Source organism: bacterium (assembly GCA_035295165.1).
Taxonomy (GTDB): Bacteria; Sysuimicrobiota; Sysuimicrobiia; order Sysuimicrobiales; family Segetimicrobiaceae; genus JAJPIA01.
On sequence record DATGJN010000036.1, the window covers coordinates 1 to 19,552 of the forward strand.

A 19,552-nucleotide genomic window follows, 5' to 3' on the forward strand; every position below is an offset into this window, starting at 1 on the left:
GTGCCCCGATGGACCTGTGTCAGGACCTGCACGCGCTGTTGATCCTTCTGACTCAACATGATCGTCTCCCTGGTCATAGTCCCAGGGTGACATAGTCACGGAACTGTTAGGGGGTGACATTATTGCTGAACTACTACACGGCGCGATTCGCCGCCTTGACGCGCCGCGGCACACAATGGTATAGTACGCGACAACAAGTCCGGTGAGATGGCGTCGACGGGGGACGTAGGACGCCGGCACGCGATGGAGAGAGCGGCCGCAACACGGTGCGAGGGCCGCCGCGACCGGGTCTGAACCCACCCCCTGAGCTGCTTCCGAAAGCGCGGCGAGTCGCGCGCGAAACGGAAGCCGGGTCGCCCGTGACAGCGGAGAGTGCTCCGGCCGCAGGCCGGAGAACAAAGGTGGTACCACGGAAGCGCTCCTTTCGTCCTTTGGCGAAGGGGGCGTTGCTGTTTTCCGAGGAGGACGGCGCATGGCAGTCGATTGCTCAGTGGCACTCATCGGAGCGGGAAACATGGCGGAAGCGCTGTTGCGCGGCCTGCTCGGGACGGGCACGTTCGCCGCGCACCGGTGCATCGTGGCCAACAAACGCAACGACGAACGGCTCGAGCGTCTCGCCGCGCACTGGGGCGTCCGGACCACACGGGACAAGGCCTGGTTGATGCGCGAGGGCGATGTTGTGGTCCTCGCCGTCAAGCCCCACGACGTGGCGGAGGTGCTCGGCGAGATCGCTCCGCATGCGGAGCCGCGGCATCTCGTCGTATCGGTGGCGGCCGGGGTCCCGCTCGAGACGATCGAGCGCCGGCTCCACGGGGTCCCGGCGGTCCGGACGATGCCAAACACGTCGACCGCGGTGAATGCGTCGGCGACGGCCCTGTGCGCCGGACGCTGGGCCGGCGGGGCTCACCTGGAAATAGCGCGCGCGATGTTCGAGGCGGTCGGCCGCGTTGTCGTCGTGCCGGAGCCGCTCTTCGACGCCGTCACCGGGCTGTCCGGCAGCGGACCCGCGTACGTCTACCTGCTCGCGGAGGCGATGGTCGAAGCGGGGATGCGCGCGGGCCTCGACCGGGAGACCGCGCTCGACCTCGTGTCGCAGACGGTGCTCGGCGCGGGGAAGATGCTCGCCGAGACGGGACAGGATCCGGCCGCGCTGCGGGCCCGCGTGACATCGCCCAACGGCACCACGATGGCGGGCGTGCGCGCGCTCGAGGAACTTGGCTTCCCGGACGCGGTTCGGGAGGCGGTGGGGCGCGCAACCGCGCGTTCGCGGGAGCTGCGGCGCGGCGCCTGAGGCGTCGCCGCCCCGTTCCAGACCGGACCGCGCCGGACATCGACGCGGCGCGTACCGCTTCGCGTGATCGATCCACCCTCGCCCATCGGTCTTGTGCGCCGTGCGCGCCCACCGCCGGCTCCGGATGAACTGCAGCGCCGCACGGGGCGCAGGCAGGGCCACCTCCCTTGCAACGCGTATCTCTAGGAGGTCCCGGAATGGGGGCTCGGACGGCAGGCCCGGGACCGCTCGGATCGATCCGCACAACGGGAGGTGGTGCATGACGCAGGTGTTCATCCGCCGGCTGCTACCGCTGCTCCTCGCGGTTGCGCTCGTGCCGGTTGCGTTGTGGAGCGTCGGGCAGGTCCAGGCGCAGGCGGCGAAGACGCTTGTGATCGCGATCGGCGCCGACCAGACAGGGTTGGACCCGCAGACCGTCGAGAACAACGAGTCGGGGTTCGTGATGTCGACGATCTACGACAGCATCGTCAACTACAAGCCCGGATCCAGCGACGTCGGGCCGGGGCTCGCGCAGTCGTGGACGATCTCCCCAGATGGAAAGACGTACACGTTCAAACTGCGGCACGGGGTGACGTTCCACGACGGGACGCCGATGAACGCGCGCACGGTCGGTCAAGACATCGATCGGGCGATCAATCCGAACAACCCCTGTTACGTGCTCGGCCGCAAGGGGGTCGATACGTACGACGACTTCACGTTCGGATCGGTGAAGGACGGGAACGTCGCCAAGATGGATGTGGTGGACGATTACACGCTCCGGTTCACACTGCCGCAGCCGAACGCGCCGTTCATCACCAGCCTGGCGATGATCTGGCAGGGGATCGTGTCGCCGACGGCCACGAAGCAATACAACTGCGACGCGAGCCAGCACCCGGTGGGGACGGGGCCGTTCAAGTTCGTCGAGGCGGTGCGGAACGATCACGTCACCGTGGACGCGAACCCGAGCTACTGGGGCGGGAAACCGAAGGTCGATCGGATCATCTTCCAGATCGTGCCCGAGAGCGCGACGCGGATGCTGAAGTTGGAGCGGAACGAGGTGCAGGTGCTGGCGGATGTGCCCCCGTCCGACTACGGGCGCGTGACGGGCAACCCTCAGCTCAAACTCTACACGGCGGCCGGGCTGACCATCCTCGGTGTGGCGATGTCGAACGACGTCGGGCCGTTCAAGGACGTCCGGGTCCGGCAGGCGATGAACTACGCTGTGGACAAGGACGCGATCAACAAGGGCCTGTACGGCGGCGCGACGACGGCGAGCCAGGGGATGCCGCCGGTGCTGTGGGGGTTCAACAAGGCGGTGACCCCGTACCCGTACGATCCGGCAAAGGCGAAGCAGCTGCTGGCCGAGGCTGGGTTCCCGAACGGGTTCACGACGGACATGATGGTGTACGCGAACCCGCGCGGCTACAATCCGATCGGCGGCGCCAAGTTGGGCGAGGCCGTCCAAGGGTACCTCGCCAAGGTCGGCGTAACCGTGAAAATCACCCAGTATGAGTGGGGCGCCTACCTCGACAAGATCCGCCACACTCAGTGGGACGGGATGGCGATCAGCGGCTGGTCGGGCGACAACGGCGATCCCGACAACTTCCTCGGCGACCTGTTCGAGTGGGACGAGGCGGCGGGGAAGGCGCGGACGAACAACAACTCGCGTCACCACGATCCGGCGTTCGACAAACTGATCGTGCAGGGCCGGCGGGTGTCCAACCAGGCCCAACGGGCTCAGATCTACACGCAGGCCAACAAGCTCCTCCACGACGACGCGCCGTGGATCTTCATCAACTACACGAACCAAGTGCGGGCGACGCGGGCGAACGTCAAAGGCTTCCTGCTGAACCCGCTCCAGATGTTCTTCCACATGGAGCTCGTCTCGCTGCAGTAACGCGCTGGCCTTGCGGATCGGAGGGGCCCGACCGGCGACCCGGCGGGCCCCTCGCGAGGCTGCGGGCGCGGCGTCGGTGAGGCCGCGATGCTGAAATACGTGGCGCGTCGGCTCGTGCAGCTCATCCCAGTCTTGCTGGGCGTGAGCGTGCTCGTGTTCTTCGGGATGCACCTGATCCCGGGCGACGTCGCGGAGCTGCTGCTTGGCGACAAGGGAACGGCGGCCGATCTCACGCGACTTCGCCACCAACTCGGCTTGGACCAGCCCGTGTACGTCCAATATGCGCGCTTTCTCGTCGGCGCGGTCCACGGAGACTTCGGGGCGTCGCTCCGGACACGCCAGCCGGCGATCTGGGAGATCGGTCAGGCGCTGCCCGTGACGATCCAGCTGAGCCTGGCGGCGCTCCTGTTCGCCGTCGTGTTTGGGCTGGGGATCGGCGTGTTCGCCGCGCGGCACCCGCGGTCCGCGTTGGATACCGGCGCGATGGTCGGAGTGCTAATCGGCGTGTCGATGCCGATCTTCTGGACCGGCATCCTCCTGTTGCTCGTCTTTGGGGGCGTGCTGGGGTGGCTGCCCCTCGGGAGCTTGCTGGACGAGGGCATGACGTGGCACCGGATCACCGGCATGCCGCTCGTGGACGGGCTGCTCACCGGCAACTGGACGCTGGTCAGGAGCAGCGCCGCGCACCTCGTGCTGCCGGCGGTCGCGCTGGGGGCAACGTCGATGGCCACGATCGCCCGGATGTCGCGATCGACGATGCTCGAGGTGCTCAACCTCGACTACGTGCGGACGGCGCGCGCCAAAGGCGTGGGGGAGCGATGGGTGGTCAGTCGCCACGCGCTGCGGAACGCGCTGCTGCCGGTCGTCACCTTGATCGGCCTCCAGCTCGGCCTGCTGCTGAGTGGCGCCGTCCTGACCGAGACGATTTTTGCGCTGCCGGGACTAGGGCGTTTGGCGATCACGAGCGTGCTGGCGCGCGACTACCCGGTGGTGCAGGGGGTCGTGCTCATCGCCGCCGCCATCTTCGTGCTGGCGAACCTCTTGGTGGACATCCTGTACGCGTACCTCGACCCGCGGATCCGCTACGCATGACGACGGTCGACGTCGCGCTGCCTCGGCGTCAACGCCGTCTCGCCGCCCTATCGTGGCAACGGCTCCTGCGGAGCCCGAACCTGCTCGTGGGGGTCATGGTGCTCGTCGTCGTCGTCGGGTCGGCGGCGTTCGCGCACCAGATCGCGCCGTACAATCCGATCGATCAGGCGTTCGCCGACCAGCTCAAGGCACCGCAGGCGACCCATCTGTTCGGGACGGACGAATTCGGCCGGGACATCTTCTCCCGTTGCGTGTACGGAGCCAGGATCGCCCTGGTGGTTGGGGTGATCGCCGACGGCATCGCGATGCTGCTCGGGGTCGTCTTGGGCATCGTCGCCGGATACTTCGGCGGACGCGTGGACGCGGCGGTGATGCGGCTCGTGGACGTGATGCTCGCGTTTCCGTACCTGCTGCTCGCGATGATCGTTGTCGCGATCCTCGGGCCGAGCCTGACCAACGCGATGATCGCGATCGGCATCGTGTACACGCCGCAGTTCGCGCGGGTCGTGCGGGGCGCGGTGCTGGCGATCCGGGAGCAGGAGTTCGTCGAGGCGGCGGGCGCGGTCGGCGCGGGCGCGCTACGGATCCTCGCGCGGCACGTCCTGCCCAACGTTCTGTCGCCGATCATCGTCATGGCGACGCTGACGGTGGGGTTTACGATCGTCGAGACGGCCGGCCTGTCGTTTCTGGGGCTGGGCGCGAGCCCGCCGACGCCGGAGTGGGGCTCGATGCTCGCGACCGGGCGCTCGTACATGCTCACCGCGCCGTGGATCGCGACGTTCCCGGGGCTCGCGATTCTGATCACCGTCGTCGGCTTCAACCTCGTCGGCGACGGCCTGCGCGACCTGCTCGACCCTCGGCTGCGCGGCCGCGGGTTCTGACGGAACCTCCCGGCGCGCACACCCGTAATGAACGGGGAGGACCTCCGACGTTTTGGCGTCGAACCTTCTCGCGCGTTCACAGGAGGGTTCGATGCACGCAGCCGGCCTCGAGATTCGTGTTCGCTACGCCGAGACCGATCAGATGGGGGTGGCGCACCACTCGAGCTATCTCGTCTGGTTCGAGGCGGCGCGAACGGAGTTGATTCGCGAGCGCGGACGATCGTACGCGGAGATCGAGGCGGCGGGGTGGTTGTTGGTCGTCGTCGAGGCGCACTGCCGGTACCGCCGTCCCGCGCGATACGACGAGGTGCTCGTGGTGCGGGCGCGTGTGCGCGAGGTCCGGGCGGCGACGCTCGCGTTTGCGTATGAGGTCGTGCGCAAGGCGGACGCGGAGCTCATGGCCGACGGGTACACCGTGCATGCGACGGTGGATCGAACCGGCCGCGCGCGGCGCATCCCGGTGGAGATCGCCCGCCTGCTGGCGCCGAGTCCATCGGAGACTCACGCGGGTCGGTGATCGCGGCGACCGGACACGTGCAGGGCAGGAGAGCCTATTCCACCGGCGAAGGAACATCTGTTACGCTGCTGAACGTCTGCACACCCCGCCGGAGTGTCGCGGCGCGGGTGTGAGTGTCGAACGAGGACGGTGACGGTCCGATGTCCGAGGAGAGGCCCGCCGGGCCGCAGTCGGAGGAGATCGATCTCGCGCAGATACCCACCTTGGCGGAGCGCCAGATCGTGCAGGGGACCGTTGTCCGGGTGGACAGCGAAGGGGTCCTGGTGGACGTCGGGGCCAAGTCCGAGGGGTTTATTCCCCCGAAGGAGCTGTCGGCGCAGGGCGACACGGTGGAGGGGATCGCGGTCGGCGACCGCATCGACGTCTACGTGATGAAGGTCGAAGGTGACGAGGGCAGCATCCTCCTCAGCAAGAAGCGCGCCGACTTGGCGCGTGCCTGGGATCGGATCCAACAGGCGTTCCAGGCCGGCACCGTGCTCCACGCCATGGTCGTCGACAAGGTCAAGGGCGGCCTCGTCGTCGATCTCGGGATGCGCGGGTTCGTGCCGGGCAGCCACGTGGATTTGTCGCAGGCGAAGGGGCGGCAGTTCGAGGCGCTGGTCGGCCAGAGCATCCCGCTTAAGATCATCGAGGTCGATCGTCCCAAGGGCCGCGTGATCCTGTCGCACAAGAACGCCATGGTGGAGACGCGTGCCAAGACGCGGACCGAGGTGCTCGCGTCGCTGGAAGAAGGGCAGGTGCGGGAGGGCGTGGTGAAACGCCTGACCGATTTCGGCGCGTTCGTGGATCTCGGCGGCGTGGACGGCTTGCTGCCGATCAGCGAGATGTCCTGGACCTACATCAAGCATCCGTCCGAGGTCGTTCGTCGCGGGCAGCACATCACCGTCGCGGTGCTTCGCGTGGACCGCGAGGCCGGACGGATCTCGCTCGGTCTGAAACACATTCTGCCAGACCCATGGCAGCATCTCGGCGATGCGTACCGGACGGGACAGGTCGTTTCCGGGAAGGTCGTTCGGCTGGTGGCGTCGGGTGCGTTCGTGCGCCTTGGCGACGTGGACGCGTTTCTTCCCATCTCGGAGCTCGCGGAGAAGCGCGTGCAGAAGGTCGACGACATCGTGCAGGCGGGGCAGTCGGTCGAGGCCCTCGTGACCGAGATTCGTCCTGAGGAGCGGCGCATGATCCTGAGTCTCAAGCGCCTCGCCCGGGAGCGCGAGCGCGCGCGGGTCAAAGAGTTCATTACCGCGCAGGGCGACGAAGGCCGGGTGACGATCGGTGACATCGCAGGCGAGTTGCTCCGCCAGGTCGTGACCGGCCCGAGCCCCGCGCCGGAGTCGTCCGGGGCCGACGTGCGCCCCCCGCAGCCGCGTCCGGATGCTCCGAGCGGAGGCGAGACCCCCCCTCGTTCGACCCCCGGCGCCTGATCCGGTTCCAGACGTTCTCACGCCGCGGATCTCCCGCGACGCCCCAGGAGGTGTGTCCGCCGTGGACCAACCCGAGATGCTGTTTGAGGTGACGCACGGGGTGGCCTACCTCACCGTGAATCGCCCGGAGCAGCGAAACGCGATGACCTGGGCGATGTACCAACGGCTGGTCGAGGTGTGCGACGAGGTGGACCGGGACGGGCGGATCAACGTGCTCGTGATCTCGGGACGCGGAGATCGGGCGTTCATTTCCGGCACGGACATCGCCCAGTTTCCGGCGTTCCGCGGTAACCCCCAGGCCGGGATCGACTACGAGGAACGCATCGACCACGTGATCGGGCGGTTGGAGGGCGTGACCAAGCCCACGATCGCCGCGGTGCGCGGCTTTGCGGTCGGGGGCGGAATGACGGTCTCGGTCGCGTGCGATCTGCGGATCGTGGCCGAGAACGCCCGGTTCGGCATCCCGATCATCCGGTTGGGGAACTGCCTGTCGATGAAAAACTACGGCCGGCTGACCGCCCTGCTGGGACCGGCGCGGGTGAAGGAGATGATCTACACCGGCCGCCACGTGGACGCCGCGGAAGCGCTTTCGTGGGGATTGGTGAACGAGGTGGTGCCGACGGAGGCCCTCGGCGACCGCGTGCGCGAGATCGCCGAGGCGATCGCCCTCGCGCCGCCGCTGACCCTACGCGTCAGCAAGGAGGCGGTGCGGCGAGTCGTCCATCGATTGCTGGCCGACGATCCGGGCCACGACCTGGTCAAGACCTGCTACGACAGCGCCGATTTTCAAGAGGGCGTCGCGGCGTTTCTCGAGAAGCGCACGCCCCAGTGGACGGGGCGCTGAGCGGCGGTGCGTCGCGCGGTTACGAGCGCGTCGGGATGAGCCGCTGATGATGCGCGGCGTCCGTACGGATACGGTCCCAGTCGTAGCGCATCGGGCGGAGGCGGATCTGCGCCCAATCCCTCGCTTGGTCCGCGTAGTGTGGGCTCCCGGGATGGCCTGAGGCGCCCAGGGGGACGATCCACGCACTCCTGTTCCAGTCCCCCAGATCGAAGACGTAGCGGGCGACCGACGTGGTCGTGACCCCGTATCCCGCGCCGGGGACGAACGCGGCGGCCTGCACGGTGTCTCCGTCGCCGCCGGCCCCGACCGAGGGCGGATTCAACAGGGCCGCGTGTTGCGGGAACACGGTCGTGAGCGGATGGCGCGGTTGGGTGACGTGGACTCGGTCCCAGCGCCACGACTCGACGTCCCCGCCGAGCGCCGCGCGGAGATCGGCCGCCGCACCGTCGAGCGCGCGGCCGATCGCGGCCGGCCAGTCGCGGTCGGCCGGAAGCAGCGTGCGGTCGTCCTCGCGGATCCATTCGGTGAGGCGCGCCCTGAGCCGCGCCATGTGCGCGACGCCGCCGCCGGGCGTCGCGGCGAAGGCGTCCAGGGCCAGCGGTCCGAGAACCGGGCTCAGCAGATCGCGCATCAGCCGCTCCCGAAGCGCAACGTAGATCGTGGGCGCGACCGCGTCGGGCACCATCGCCCCGTCCCAGGCGCGCAGCCGCTCGAGCGCCTCCCGCGCCGCGGGGCCGTTCGGGGTGACCGCGCCCAGCAGGTCTCGCAGCTCACCTGCGGGGATCGACGCGCGGTCGGCGTGGATCGCCGCCATGTCGTCCGCGGTGGCCCGCTCGAGCGGGCCGAGACGCTCGATCACCCGCCGCGTTCGAAAGTCCGCGGCGAAATCGAGCCCGAGGTAGTGCGGGTACTCCGGCCCCGTGATGCGTCCGTTCGCAGTGGCGATCCAGCCCGTGTCGGGGTTCCGGTAGGCGGGCATCTCCTCGAACGGGATCGTCCCGCGCCACTCGTGCGCGCCGTCCCAGCCGGGTACCGGGAGCCAGGCGTTTGCGGCCGCGCGGATCGGGATCTGGCCGCGCGTGCGATACCCGATCGTGCCGTACACGTCCGCGAAGACGAAGTTGTTGGCGGGCTCGACCCACGGCCGCATCGCGTCCTCGAGGGCGTCGGCCGAGACCGCGCGCAGCATCGGCACGCACGCCTCGAACGTTCGATTCGGCCCGTTCGTGGCGCTGTAACAGAACGCGATCGCGTGCCCGCGCGCCGGATCGCCGGCGGCAACCGGCCCGTGGTGCGTGATCGTGACGTCCACGGTGACCGGCGAGGCGCCTCGCACGCGAATCGTCTCCCGCACGATCTCCGCCTGCCGCCACTCCCCTCGGAACCAATACCGCCTCGCGTCGTCGGGATGAAACCGTTCGATGAAGAGGTCCTGGTAGTCGCCCATCGCGTGCGTCACGCACCACGCCACGAACCGGTTGTGGCCGAAGTGCGGCAGGCCGGCCACCCCCGGGAACGAAAACCCGACGGCGTCGAACTCCGGGCAGGCGAGATGATTTTGATAGTAGACGTTCGGCACCTCGAGCGCCCGGTGCGGGTCACCGGCGACGAGCGGCTTCCCGGACGCCGTCCGCCGTCCCGACAGCGCCCAGTTGTTGCTGCCCCCGCCGAGCTCGATGTCCGCAAGCGCCGCGGCGGCTCCCGTGAATGCGTCGAGACCGTCGGGCGTCGGTCCGCGATAGGTGGCGCCGGGCGGCACGATCAGCGTTGGGTTCCGTTGTCCGCCGGGACACAGCCACGCGGTCATGTCCGGCCCGAGATAACCGAGGAGCCGGGCGCGCCAGAGCTTAGACTGCCACGAGCCCATGTCCGCGTGGCGCACCTTGAAGACGGCCAGGCTGTCCCACGGGGTCCACGGCTCCGGGCGCGTCTCCAGCAGTGCGAACTCGATCGGCAGCACGCGCGTCGTCGCCACGAACGCGTTGACGCCGGCGGCGTAGGCGTCCAGCACCGCCCGGCTTTCCGCGTTGAGGGCGTCGTAGTCGCTGCGGGCCGAGGCGCCGAGGCGAAGGCGGCGAAAGAAGAGGTCCTGAGGAACGAACGCGGCGCCTGCGTACTCCGCCCAGCGGCCATGGGCGCGGCGGCGGTCGAACTCCATGTGCCACAGCCGGTCCTGGGCGTGCACGAACCCCTGCGCGAAGAACACATCCTCGACTGAGGCCGCGGTGAGATGGGGGATGCCGTCCGGATCACGCCAGATCTCGGCCTGCGCGCGAAGGCCCGGCGCCGGGACCGATCCGTCGAGGTCGGGAAGAGCCGCTGCGAGAGCCTGCGGGGTCAGCGTCATCGTACGCTCCCGTGATGTGGGCGCGGTCGCTCACCGTACCCGAGGCCGGGGCCAGGTGAGATCGGCCGCGCGAGGCTACCCGGCTGTTCGAGGGGGGGGAGGCAGATCCTGCCGGGTGTCCGTTGCGGTGCGTCGATCGCGCGTCGATCTTGCATGGAGATTCCATCGCGGCGACGTCGCGCCGACGCGCACGTGGAGAGCAGGAGTCCCTTTCCGCGCACCGAACCCCAGCGTCGCGGGGGAGAGGCTGGATTCGCATGCTTGTGGGCGCGCCGGTGGTGCGCCCGAGGGCGTCCGCGCGGTGGCGGTCCTGCGTACCCTCCGTTTACCGCAGACCTGTCGCGCGGAGGAATGGCCGGCGTGGGAAACCCTCCCGTTCGATCCAAGCGAGCGCCCCGACGTGCATCACCAACCGGGCCAGACAAAGCGTTGGCGTTCCTTGCGCGGCTCGCATCCGAGTTCACGATGGTGCTCAGCCTGCCGGACCTGCTGGAGCACGTCCTGCGGGTGCTGCGGGAGGACACCGGTTTTGACTCTTGCGCGATCGCGCTGCTCGGCGACGACGCGTCGCATCAGTTCGTCATCCGCGCGGCGTCGGGGCTTCAACGGATCTACCTCGGGTTCGTCGTTCCCTCTGACAAGGGCGTGTACGGCGAGGTCTACGCGTCGGGCGCCCCCCGCCGTGTCGCGGACGTGCACGGGGAGGCGCGGACGTTCCACCATGGGCCGATCGTCCGGTCCGGCATCTACACACCGTTGACCGTGCGCGCTCGCACGATCGGCGTGCTGAGCGCGCATCGCCGAGAGCCCGACGCCTTCACCGACGCCGACCTCAACCTGCTTACGGTGGTGGCCCGGTACCTCGCGGGAGCGATCGAAGTCGCGAACCTGCACGAGCAATTGAAGGCGCTCGCGGCGACGGACGCGCTGACCGGGCTTGCCAACCGGCGCTTGTTCCTCGATCGTCTGACGCTGGAGATCAAGCGAGTGCGCCGCACCGGCGGGAGCCTGGTCGTGGCCATCCTGGATCTGAACGGGTTCAAGCGCGTGAACGACACGATGGGACATGCGGCCGGCGACCGCACGCTCGTGACGGTGGCGCTCCATCTGTCGAAACAGATCCGCGCGACCGATCTCGTCGCCCGGTTCGGCGGCGACGAGTTCATGCTGTTGCTCCCGAACACGACACACACGCAGGCCGAGCGCGTGCTGGACCGGTTGGGGGCTGCGGCGATCAGCGTCCCCGACGAGACCGGCGGCCGGATCCCGCTCGGCTTCAGTTGGGGGATCGCCGCGTGGCCCGATGACGGGGACGACCCCGAGACCCTGATCGGGGAGGCCGACGCCCGGTTGTATGTCATGAAGCAGCGGCTGTGATTCCGTGGAGGAACCGGTGGGCGCTCGCGCGAACTGAGCATTGCGAACGTGCCGCGCCGAGCGGACTTTGGCTCTGCGGGCGGACGGATACGAGGACGGTGGTGAGACCATGACATACGTGTTCCAGTGCAAGTCCTGCGGGCGGGAGTTCGAGATGACGGCCACGGTGGCTGAGTACGAGTCCCGTGGCGTGCCCGCGTGCCCCAGTTGCGGCGCGGCGAAGACGAAGCGCGTGTTTACGCCGGTTCTCGTGATGGTCGGAGGGGGCCGCGGGGAGACTCCGGCGCCGCCGTCGGGTGGCTGCGGCTGCGGCGGCGCGTGTAGCTGCGGTCACTGATCTGTCCGCCCGCGGCGCCTCCGTGTCGCGGAGGCGCCGCCGCTGGACGTTACCGCTCGATCGATCCCATGGAGTGACGTGCGGCCTGCCCGGGACGGGCGGGCCGCACGTCTGTCTGGAGCGCGACGGCGCCCCGCGCGGGTTCACGGCGACGCAATCCAACCTCCGTCTACCGGTGTATCAGCCTCTGGAGAGGCACGCAGGGTCCGGTGGCCGCGCGTTGTCCGCGGTACGGGGCTCCGGGTCGGCGGACCACACGGTCGCCGGTCCGCGCCGCGTCTCCACGAGGCCACGACGGCGGGGCGGTATGGACCAGCGATGACAGCATTCCGGACGGGATCACCGAGACAGGACCAGACCGATGAGCGGCTGATGCGCGACCTCGCGGCGGGCAGGCAGGAGGCGCTCGGGCCGCTCTACAGCCGATACGCGCGGCTGGTGTTCAACCTCGCCAATCACACGCTCGACCGAGCTGCCGCGGAGGAGGTCGTGCAGGACGTCTTTCTGACCGTCTGGCGCAAGGCGTCCACCTTCGATCCGCTGCGCGGCGCGTTCCGGCCGTGGATGTTGCAGATCACCCACTACCGCATCCTGAACGAGCTTCGCCACCGGGGCCGGAGGCCGCAGGTCGCGGACGACCCGGACGGCCTGCACTTGGCGAGCCTGGCGGACCAAGCGCCCGGGCCGGATGAAGTGGCCTGGCGCGAATCCGTCCGCTCGGCCGTCCGTTCCGCGTTCGCGGAGCTGCCGTCCGCCCAGCGCGAAGCCATCGAGCTCGCGTTCTTCGAGGACCGTACGCACGAACAGATCGCCGAGGAGCTGCGCCTCCCGCTCGGCACGGCCAAGACACGGATTCGCACCGGGTTGCAGAAGCTTCGGGGCAAGCTCGCTCCGCTCACGGCCGGAGTGGCGATCGCGATCCTGCTCGGGGCGGCCGGAGTCGGGTATCGCTCGGAACAGGTGGCGCGGGAGCGGGACGAACGGGCGCTGGCGCTCGTGACCACGAGCGAAACGGAGGCGCTCCGGCTCAGGGCGACGCCCAGCGCGCCTGTGGCGGCGCACGGGCAGTACCGGAGCCGCCCGGGCGTGTCGATGGCCGTGCTGACCGTGTCGCACTTGGCGCCCGCGCCGGCGGGGAGACAGTACCGGGCGTGGGTGCGGCACGACGGCGCGTGGACCTCGCTCGGCGTGCTCCACCTGGACGCCCAGGGTGAGGGTCGGCTGATCGCCGAAGGCGCGGCGTTGGCGACGCCTCCCGCCGCCGTCGAGGTGACCCTCGAGCCGGAGGGTGGCGCTCCGGCCGGACCGGGAGGCGCGGGCGCCGCGCCGAGCGGACCGATCGTCATCGTCTGGCCGTAGCAGCTCGGGGGGACAGGGATCGGGAAGCCCGGCGGGAATCCCGTACCGACGGCGCCCGGTGCGGACGGCGCCGTCGGGGAGGCGGGATCGGTGCGGTCCGGTCGACGGCCGGTGATCCTGGACTGCGATCCGGGGCACGACGACGCGCTCGCCATTCTGGTGGCGGCGCGCCACTTCGAGATCCTCGGCATCACCACCGTCGCCGGCAACGTGGACGTCGATCGGACCACGCTCAACGCGTTGCGCATCGTCGAGCTCGCGGGGCTGGACGTCCCCGTGGCACGAGGGTGCGCGGCGCCGCTCGTGCAGACGCCGGTGTTCGGAGACGCCATTCACGGCAAGAGCGGGCTCGACGGCTACGAGTTCCCGCCGGTCCGGCGGCAGGCCGATCGCCGAAGAGGCGTCCCGTTCCTGATCGACACGGTGCGGGCACGCGAGGGCGTCACGATCATCGCCACCGGGCCGCTGACCAATCTCGCCGTCGCCCTGCGCACGGCTCCCGACATCGCAGGCCGGATCGACGGAATCACGCTGATGGGCGGCTCCGTGACCGTGGGCAACATGACGGTGGGCGCGGAGTTCAACACCTGGTTCGATCCTGAGGCGGCGGACATCGTCTTCCGCAGCGGCGTCCCCCTCTGGATGTGCGGCCTCAACCTGACCCGCCAGGCCGGTATCGATCTCGACGGCGTCGCGCGGATCGAGACGCTCGGCACGCGCACCGCCCGCGCGGTGGCGGCGTTGCTACGCTTCTACCTGTCGCGGCAGGCGCGCTCCGGCAATGCCACCGGTCCGCTCCACGACCCGTGCGCGGTGGCGATCCTGCTGGACCCTCCGCTCATCTCGTGGATGCCGATGCACGTCGTCGTCGAGTTGCGCGGTGAACACACGCGCGGGATGACCGTGTGCGACACTCGCCACCTCGTGGAGTTCAACCCCGCGGCGCAGTCCGACGCCGCGCCCCGCGGCGAGGCCCCCAATGCGCGGGTCGGGGTGCGGCTCGACCGCCCCGCGTTCCTCCGCCTGCTCGAGGACGCGCTCGCCGCGCTCCCCTGAGTCGCCGAGCGTGGCGGCCGGTACGTGCGACGCAAGGGGTCCCCGACCCGGTGCGGAAGATGTGTGTTCATGACGTCCTATGATGCCCTCATCGTGGGAGGCGGCCACAACGGCCTGGTCACGGCCGCCTACCTCGCCCGCGCCGGTCTCCGCGTCCTCGTTCTGGAACGCCGTCACGTCGTCGGCGGCGCCTGCGTAACGGAGGACGTGTGGCCCGGCTACCGGGTGTCCACCGCGGCGTACCTGTGCGGCCTGATGCACCCGCGGATCATCGATGATCTCCACCTCGCGCGATTCGGATATGAGGTCCTGCCGAAGGACCCGGCCTTCTTCAGTCCGTTTCCGGACGGACGCGCCCTGTTTGTCTGGCGCAACGAGCGCAAGACGGCCGACGAGATCGCACGGTTCTCGCGCCGCGACGCGGCCCGCTACGCCGACTACGAGGCGTTCCTGGCCCGTCTGGCGGAGTTCGTCGAGCCTTGGCTGCTGACGACGCCCCCGGATCTGCAGTCCCGCCGTGTCGCCGACGTCTGGCAACTCGGACGCCTGGCCTGGCAGACGATGCGGCTGCCGCCCCAGACGCTCACCCAGGGCATCCGGATCCTCACGCAGAGCGCGCGTGATTTCTTGGATGCGTGGTTCGACTCGCCGGAGCTGAAGGCGTCCCTGTGCACCGACGGGGTCATCGGTGCCCGCGGGGGACCGTCCACACCGGGGACCGCGTACGTGCTCTTCCATCACTGCATGGGGCAGGCTGCCGGGAAGCGCGGACTGTGGGGATTTGTGCGCGGCGGCATGGGGGCGCTCAGCGACGCGCTGGCCGCGTCGGCCCGGTCACACGGCGCGACGATCCGCACGAACGCCGAGGTCGCGCACGTCCTGGTGCAAAACGGCCGGGCGTACGGGGTGGCGCTCAGCACCGGCGAGGAGGTCTGCGGACGGCTGGTGGCGTCGAACGCGGACCCCAAGCGCACGCTGCTCTCACTGCTCCCTCCCGAGCTGCTGGAGGCTGAGTTCCGCCGCGACGTCGAGGCCATCAGGATGGATGGCGTCGCGATGAAGATCAACCTCGCGCTCGAAGGCCTGCCCGACTTCACCGCGGCACCCGGTGCCTCGACCGGCCCCCAGCATCGAGGCACCACGCATATCGGTCCCACCATGGACTACATCGACCGCGCGTGGGAGGATGCGAACCGGGGTGAGCCGTCCGCCGCGCCGTTCTTGGAGGTCACGATCCCCACGACGTACGACCCCTCGCTCGCCCCGGAGGGCAAGCACGTCATGTCGATCTTCGTCCAGTACGCCCCATACGGGTTGCGAGGCGGCTCGTGGGACGCGTGCAAGGAGACCTACGCCGACCGCGTGATTGATACGCTCGCCGCATACGCTCCGAACATCAAGAATCTCATTGCGCACCGGCAGGTGCTGAGCCCGCTGGATCTCGAGCGCGTGTTCGGCCTCACGGGGGGCGACATCTTCCACGGAGACATGACGCTCGACCGTCTGTTCTTCATGCGGCCGGTGCCCGGGTGGGCGCGGTACCGAACTCCGGTGCGCGGGCTGTACCTGTGCGGCGCGGGAGCCCATCCCGGGGGCGGCGTGATGGGTGCTCCTGGCTTCAACGCGGCGCGCGAAATTCTCGCAGACCAGGCGAGGGGTGTAGCGGGGTGAGACACGGATGACGCTCGGCGCGACGGCAGTGCGCGAGGCGCGATCTCGTGGCCGGCTGCGGCGAACGCCCACGCGCGCGCCTGCGTCCTACGTGTGATGGTTTCCTCTCTCGGTGGGAGCGAGCGGCGGCGAGACGGCCCGGCGGCCATGGATGGCACCGTCCCGAGCGGATCGGAGGCGGGAGGGGGTGCGCCGGGCGGGCTGGTGGTGGCGGTGAGCCGCAGCGGGAGGCACACCCTGACCAAGCCGAATCAGGCGAGCATCCGGCTGCTGGCCGGCCTGGGCGTCGAGGACGACGCGCATCTGGGTGAGACGGTCCAGCATCGCTCGCGCGTGGCGCGCGACCCGAGCCAGCCGAATCTGCGCCAGGTGCACCTGATCCAGGCCGAGTTGCATGACGCGCTGCGAGCCGCCGGGTTTGCCGTGGCGGCCGGTCAGATGGGTGAAAACGTCACGACGCGAGGTGTCGATCTGCTTGGGCTGCCGACCGGCACGCGGCTGCGTCTTGGTGACACGGCCGTGGTCGAAGTGACGGGCCTCCGCAACCCCTGCACCCAGCTGAATCGCATCCACCCGGGGCTCATGGCGGCGACGCTGGGACGCGACGCGCGCGGCAACCTGATTCGCAAGGCCGGCGTCATGGGCGTGGTTCTCGCGGGCGGCGAGGTACGGCCCGGCGACCCGATCCGCATCGAGCTACCGCCGCCGCCGCACCGACCGCTGGAGCCGGTCTGAAACAGGCGGTGGGCCCACCCTCGGGCCGCGCGCGACCGTCCGTCAGCGTGGGTCGTTCCGTGGCAGCCGCCATTGCTCCAGGAGCGCAGCTTCCCGGTCGGCGGCCAATCCGGCCCGGCGTGTCACGGACGCAGGGCGGCTGCGGTCCCACGTCAGGAGATCGCGAACGGTCTCGGCCAGCGGTCGGCGCTCGAGACCGGCGCCGACGGCCTTGCTCGAATCCAGCCCAGCAAGAGAGTCGCGTTCGCGCGGCACCCACAGTGGCAGTTCCAGCCACGGCCCGACGCCGTGTTGAGCCAGGAACGCCTCGTTCACCCACACCCACGACGCGTCGGGCGCGCCGCCGACGATCCGGCACGTCTCGAGCACCTCGCCGATCGTGACGCCCGTTTTGCCGCCGACGTTGAACACACCGGTCCGGCCGGCCTCCAGGCCGGCGACGATCCACCGTGCGGCGTCGCGCGCATCGATGAATGGGACGATCGGGCGATCCGGCCGGTCAAACGCCAGCACGGCGCCTCCACGCGCGACGCGGGTCGGCCAGTACGTAAAGCGATCGGTCGGATCGAGCGGCCCGACCACGAGGCTGAGCCGCGGGATGAGCACGCGGTCCGGCATGCGAGCCTCCACGGCGCGTTCGCAGAGGCGCTTCAGCCCCCCGTAAACCTCCGGATCCAGGTAGTCCTCGCGCGTGTCGTCGTCGACGGTTTGGAGCGGCGCCCGCTCGTCGACGAGCGACCCTGGCGTGACGGGGCCGTAGACGCTGACCGTCGAGATGAACGTATAGTGTCCGACGCGCGGCGCGAGCAGGTCGGCGGACGCGCGAACGACGCGGGGCACATACCCCGACGTGTCGATCACCGCGTCCCAGCTGCGGCCGCGCAGGGCGGCCAGGTTGCCGTCCCGGTCGCCTCGCAGACTTTCTGCGTCGATGGCGGGATGGGGGTCGGACGTCCCGCGATTGAACAACGACACGCGGTGACCGCGCACCAGGGCCGCCTCGGCGAGATGCCGGCCGACGAACCGCGTCCCGCCAAGAATCAGGATGTTCATCGCGTGTGGCGCTCGACCGCTCCCGAGCCTACGCGCCGGTGTTCGGCGGCGTCGCTGATGGGCACGGGCCGGCGCTGCAGTCCTCGCGAGGGCACCGGACCGTCACAGCTCCGGTTCGAGGACGAGGTCCATCGCGCCCGCCTGGCTCCCGCCCTGAGGGAAACACACGGTGACGAGCGGGCGAAACCCCGCGACTTCGATGCGCAGGTGAATGTGGGGCCGGAACTCGGTGCCGCCGGGGAAGTTGCTCTGGATGCGGTACCGCCCTCCGGCGTCCGCGATGACGGTCCCACGGTGTGCGTCGTCGTACTGACCGTCGGGTCCGCGCAACCAGAACTCCACGCGGGCGCGCGGGATCGGCGCGCAGTCGATCCCGCAGCGGACGATCCCGGTCAACATGAACCCACTGCCGACCGACGACCGCACAGGGGCGTTCGGCCTGTAGGCCGGGTCGCCGGCGTCCGAGGGTGTGAGCGCGCACTTGGCCGGTGTCGACGGCGCCGCCGCGCCCGTCGGGGCCGCGCCGAGCACGCCGAGCGCGAGCATCGCGAGGGCGGTGGTGGCGACCGAGGCTGCGATCGGCGCGCGCCGTCGTGTTGGGCCTGGTGCTGTCACTAACATTCCCTCCCGGAGGATACGTGCGTGGACCCGGCTGCACGCTCCCGCTTCCCGATAACCCCGAGGCGCTCCTGCCCGAAAAGTCGCGGTGCCGGCCCGAAGGACGCGGCCCCGAGCTTCGCAGAAGAGTTCAGCGAACCAAGGCAAGGGTGTTTCGAGAGGAGGTCGCGATGCGACGCGGGTTTGCAGTGTTTGCGGGCGTGGCGCCCGAGATCATCCGCGAGACCGCACGAGAGGCCGAAGGGCTCGGGTACGATTCCTTCTGGGTTAACCATCCGGGGCCGACGGACGGACTCGCGTCGCTCGGAGTCGCCGCCCGGGAGACCACGCGCGTGGATCTTGGGGTCGGCGTGATCCCGCTGCAGCGGCGCGGGCCGGACAGCATCGAACACGGCGTGCGGGACAACGCGTTGCCGCCCGGTCGGCTCCTCCTGGGGGTCGGCAGCGCGAACCCGGGGGCGCTGAGCCGCCTGCGCGAGGGCATCGCGACGTTGCGATCCTCGCTTGCGGCGCGGCTCATCGCCGCGGCCCTCGGTCCCCAGATGTGCCGCCTCGCCGGAGAGGTCGCCGACGGGGTGCTTCTCAACTGGCTGACGCCCGAGCACGCGCGTCGATCGGCCGAATGGGTGCGCGCCGGCGCGGCTGCCGCGAATCGACAACCGCCGGCGCTCTTTGCGTACGTGCGCGTCGCGCTGGGGGCCGCCGCCCGCGAGAGACTCATGGTGGAGGCGCGCAACTACGCGGCGTATCCGGCGTACGCGGCCCACTTCGCGCGCATGGGAGTGACGCCGGAGCAGACGGCGATCGCGGTTCAGAGCGCGGATGCCCTCCCGTCTGCGCTGTCAACGTGGTACGGGGCGGTGGACGAGGTCGTCGTCCGCGCGATCACCGGCAAAGACACGGTCGACGAGCACGTGGCGCTCCTCCGGGCGACGAAGCCGTAGCGCCACGACGACCCTGCGTCGATCTCGGACGCTCGGGGTCGCGACCGCTCGTGTTCGCGGAGCCGGCGCCGGAGGGTCGGTCAGCCTCGGCCGATGAACGGCATCTTGGTCGCCATGACGGTCAGGAACTGGA

The 19,552-nt window shown here is 69.8% G+C and carries 16 protein-coding genes; 13 read left to right on the plus strand and 3 right to left on the minus strand.

Features of this window, described 5'->3' with window-relative positions; genetic code table 11:
- Positions 1–472 precede the first annotated feature (472 nt).
- The 7 genes from proC to VKZ50_05685 all read left to right on the plus strand — a co-directional run bounded on the left by proC (position 473) and on the right by VKZ50_05685 (position 7,922).
- Positions 473–1,291: a pyrroline-5-carboxylate reductase gene (gene proC / locus VKZ50_05655; protein ID HLJ59200.1), complete on the plus strand. Its 819-nt coding sequence runs from the start codon at positions 473–475 to the stop codon at positions 1,289–1,291.
- A 259-nt stretch (positions 1,292–1,550) separates the two neighbouring features.
- The gene (locus VKZ50_05660; GenBank protein ID HLJ59201.1) at positions 1,551–3,167 is read left to right on the plus strand and encodes an ABC transporter substrate-binding protein; all 1,617 of its coding nucleotides are present in this window, start codon (positions 1,551–1,553) and stop codon (positions 3,165–3,167) included.
- 87 nt (positions 3,168–3,254) lie between these two features.
- Positions 3,255–4,259 carry an ABC transporter permease gene (locus VKZ50_05665; protein HLJ59202.1) on the plus strand — a complete coding sequence of 335 codons (1,005 nt, stop codon included), beginning with the start codon at positions 3,255–3,257 and terminating at the stop codon, positions 4,257–4,259.
- Entirely contained in the window at positions 4,256–5,140 is an 885-nt protein-coding gene (locus tag VKZ50_05670) for an ABC transporter permease (GenBank protein ID HLJ59203.1), read from the plus strand. The genes VKZ50_05665 and VKZ50_05670 overlap by 4 nt, the downstream gene beginning before the upstream one ends.
- A gap of 91 nt (positions 5,141–5,231) precedes the next feature.
- Entirely contained in the window at positions 5,232–5,657 is a 426-nt protein-coding gene (locus VKZ50_05675; protein ID HLJ59204.1) for a thioesterase family protein, read from the plus strand.
- A gap of 140 nt (positions 5,658–5,797) precedes the next feature.
- Positions 5,798–7,078: a S1 RNA-binding domain-containing protein gene (locus VKZ50_05680; protein HLJ59205.1), complete on the plus strand. Its 1,281-nt coding sequence runs from the start codon at positions 5,798–5,800 to the stop codon at positions 7,076–7,078.
- A 76-nt stretch (positions 7,079–7,154) separates the two neighbouring features.
- Positions 7,155–7,922 carry an enoyl-CoA hydratase/isomerase family protein gene (locus VKZ50_05685; protein ID HLJ59206.1) on the plus strand — a complete coding sequence of 256 codons (768 nt, stop codon included), beginning with the start codon at positions 7,155–7,157 and terminating at the stop codon, positions 7,920–7,922.
- 19 nt (positions 7,923–7,941) lie between these two features.
- Here VKZ50_05685 and VKZ50_05690 read toward each other — a convergent pair whose 3' ends face one another.
- On the minus strand, positions 7,942–10,269 hold the full coding sequence (locus VKZ50_05690) for a penicillin acylase family protein (GenBank protein ID HLJ59207.1): 2,328 nt from the start codon (positions 10,267–10,269) through the stop codon (positions 7,942–7,944).
- 465 nt (positions 10,270–10,734) lie between these two features.
- Between VKZ50_05690 and VKZ50_05695 the strand changes: the two genes are divergently transcribed.
- The 5 genes from VKZ50_05695 (at position 10,735) to VKZ50_05715 (ending at position 16,804) form a co-directional block, all read left to right on the plus strand.
- Positions 10,735–11,646 carry a sensor domain-containing diguanylate cyclase gene (locus VKZ50_05695; protein HLJ59208.1) on the plus strand — a complete coding sequence of 304 codons (912 nt, stop codon included), beginning with the start codon at positions 10,735–10,737 and terminating at the stop codon, positions 11,644–11,646.
- A gap of 655 nt (positions 11,647–12,301) precedes the next feature.
- Positions 12,302–13,342 (plus strand): sigma-70 family RNA polymerase sigma factor, encoded by a 1,041-nt coding sequence (locus VKZ50_05700; GenBank protein HLJ59209.1) that lies wholly within the window; start codon positions 12,302–12,304, stop codon positions 13,340–13,342.
- A gap of 90 nt (positions 13,343–13,432) precedes the next feature.
- The gene (locus VKZ50_05705) at positions 13,433–14,398 is read left to right on the plus strand and encodes a nucleoside hydrolase (GenBank protein HLJ59210.1); all 966 of its coding nucleotides are present in this window, start codon (positions 13,433–13,435) and stop codon (positions 14,396–14,398) included.
- Between the two features lie 69 nt (positions 14,399–14,467).
- Positions 14,468–16,069 carry an NAD(P)/FAD-dependent oxidoreductase gene (locus VKZ50_05710; GenBank protein HLJ59211.1) on the plus strand — a complete coding sequence of 534 codons (1,602 nt, stop codon included), beginning with the start codon at positions 14,468–14,470 and terminating at the stop codon, positions 16,067–16,069.
- A 147-nt stretch (positions 16,070–16,216) separates the two neighbouring features.
- Positions 16,217–16,804 (plus strand): MOSC domain-containing protein, encoded by a 588-nt coding sequence (locus tag VKZ50_05715; GenBank protein HLJ59212.1) that lies wholly within the window; start codon positions 16,217–16,219, stop codon positions 16,802–16,804.
- Positions 16,805–16,846: 42 nt separating this feature from the next.
- Here the strand turns inward: VKZ50_05715 and VKZ50_05720 are convergent, their stop codons facing one another.
- Both VKZ50_05720 and VKZ50_05725 read right to left on the minus strand, forming a co-directional pair.
- Positions 16,847–17,857, minus strand: a complete 1,011-nt coding sequence (locus tag VKZ50_05720) for an NAD-dependent epimerase/dehydratase family protein (protein HLJ59213.1) — start codon at positions 17,855–17,857, stop codon at positions 16,847–16,849.
- 102 nt (positions 17,858–17,959) lie between these two features.
- On the minus strand, positions 17,960–18,472 hold the full coding sequence (locus VKZ50_05725) for an intradiol ring-cleavage dioxygenase (protein ID HLJ59214.1): 513 nt from the start codon (positions 18,470–18,472) through the stop codon (positions 17,960–17,962).
- A 173-nt stretch (positions 18,473–18,645) separates the two neighbouring features.
- On the opposite strand from VKZ50_05725, the gene VKZ50_05730 reads away from it, so the two are divergent.
- Complete coding sequence (locus tag VKZ50_05730; protein ID HLJ59215.1) at positions 18,646–19,419, plus strand: LLM class flavin-dependent oxidoreductase; 774 nt, start codon at positions 18,646–18,648, stop codon at positions 19,417–19,419.
- The last annotated feature ends 133 nt before the right edge of the window (positions 19,420–19,552 follow it).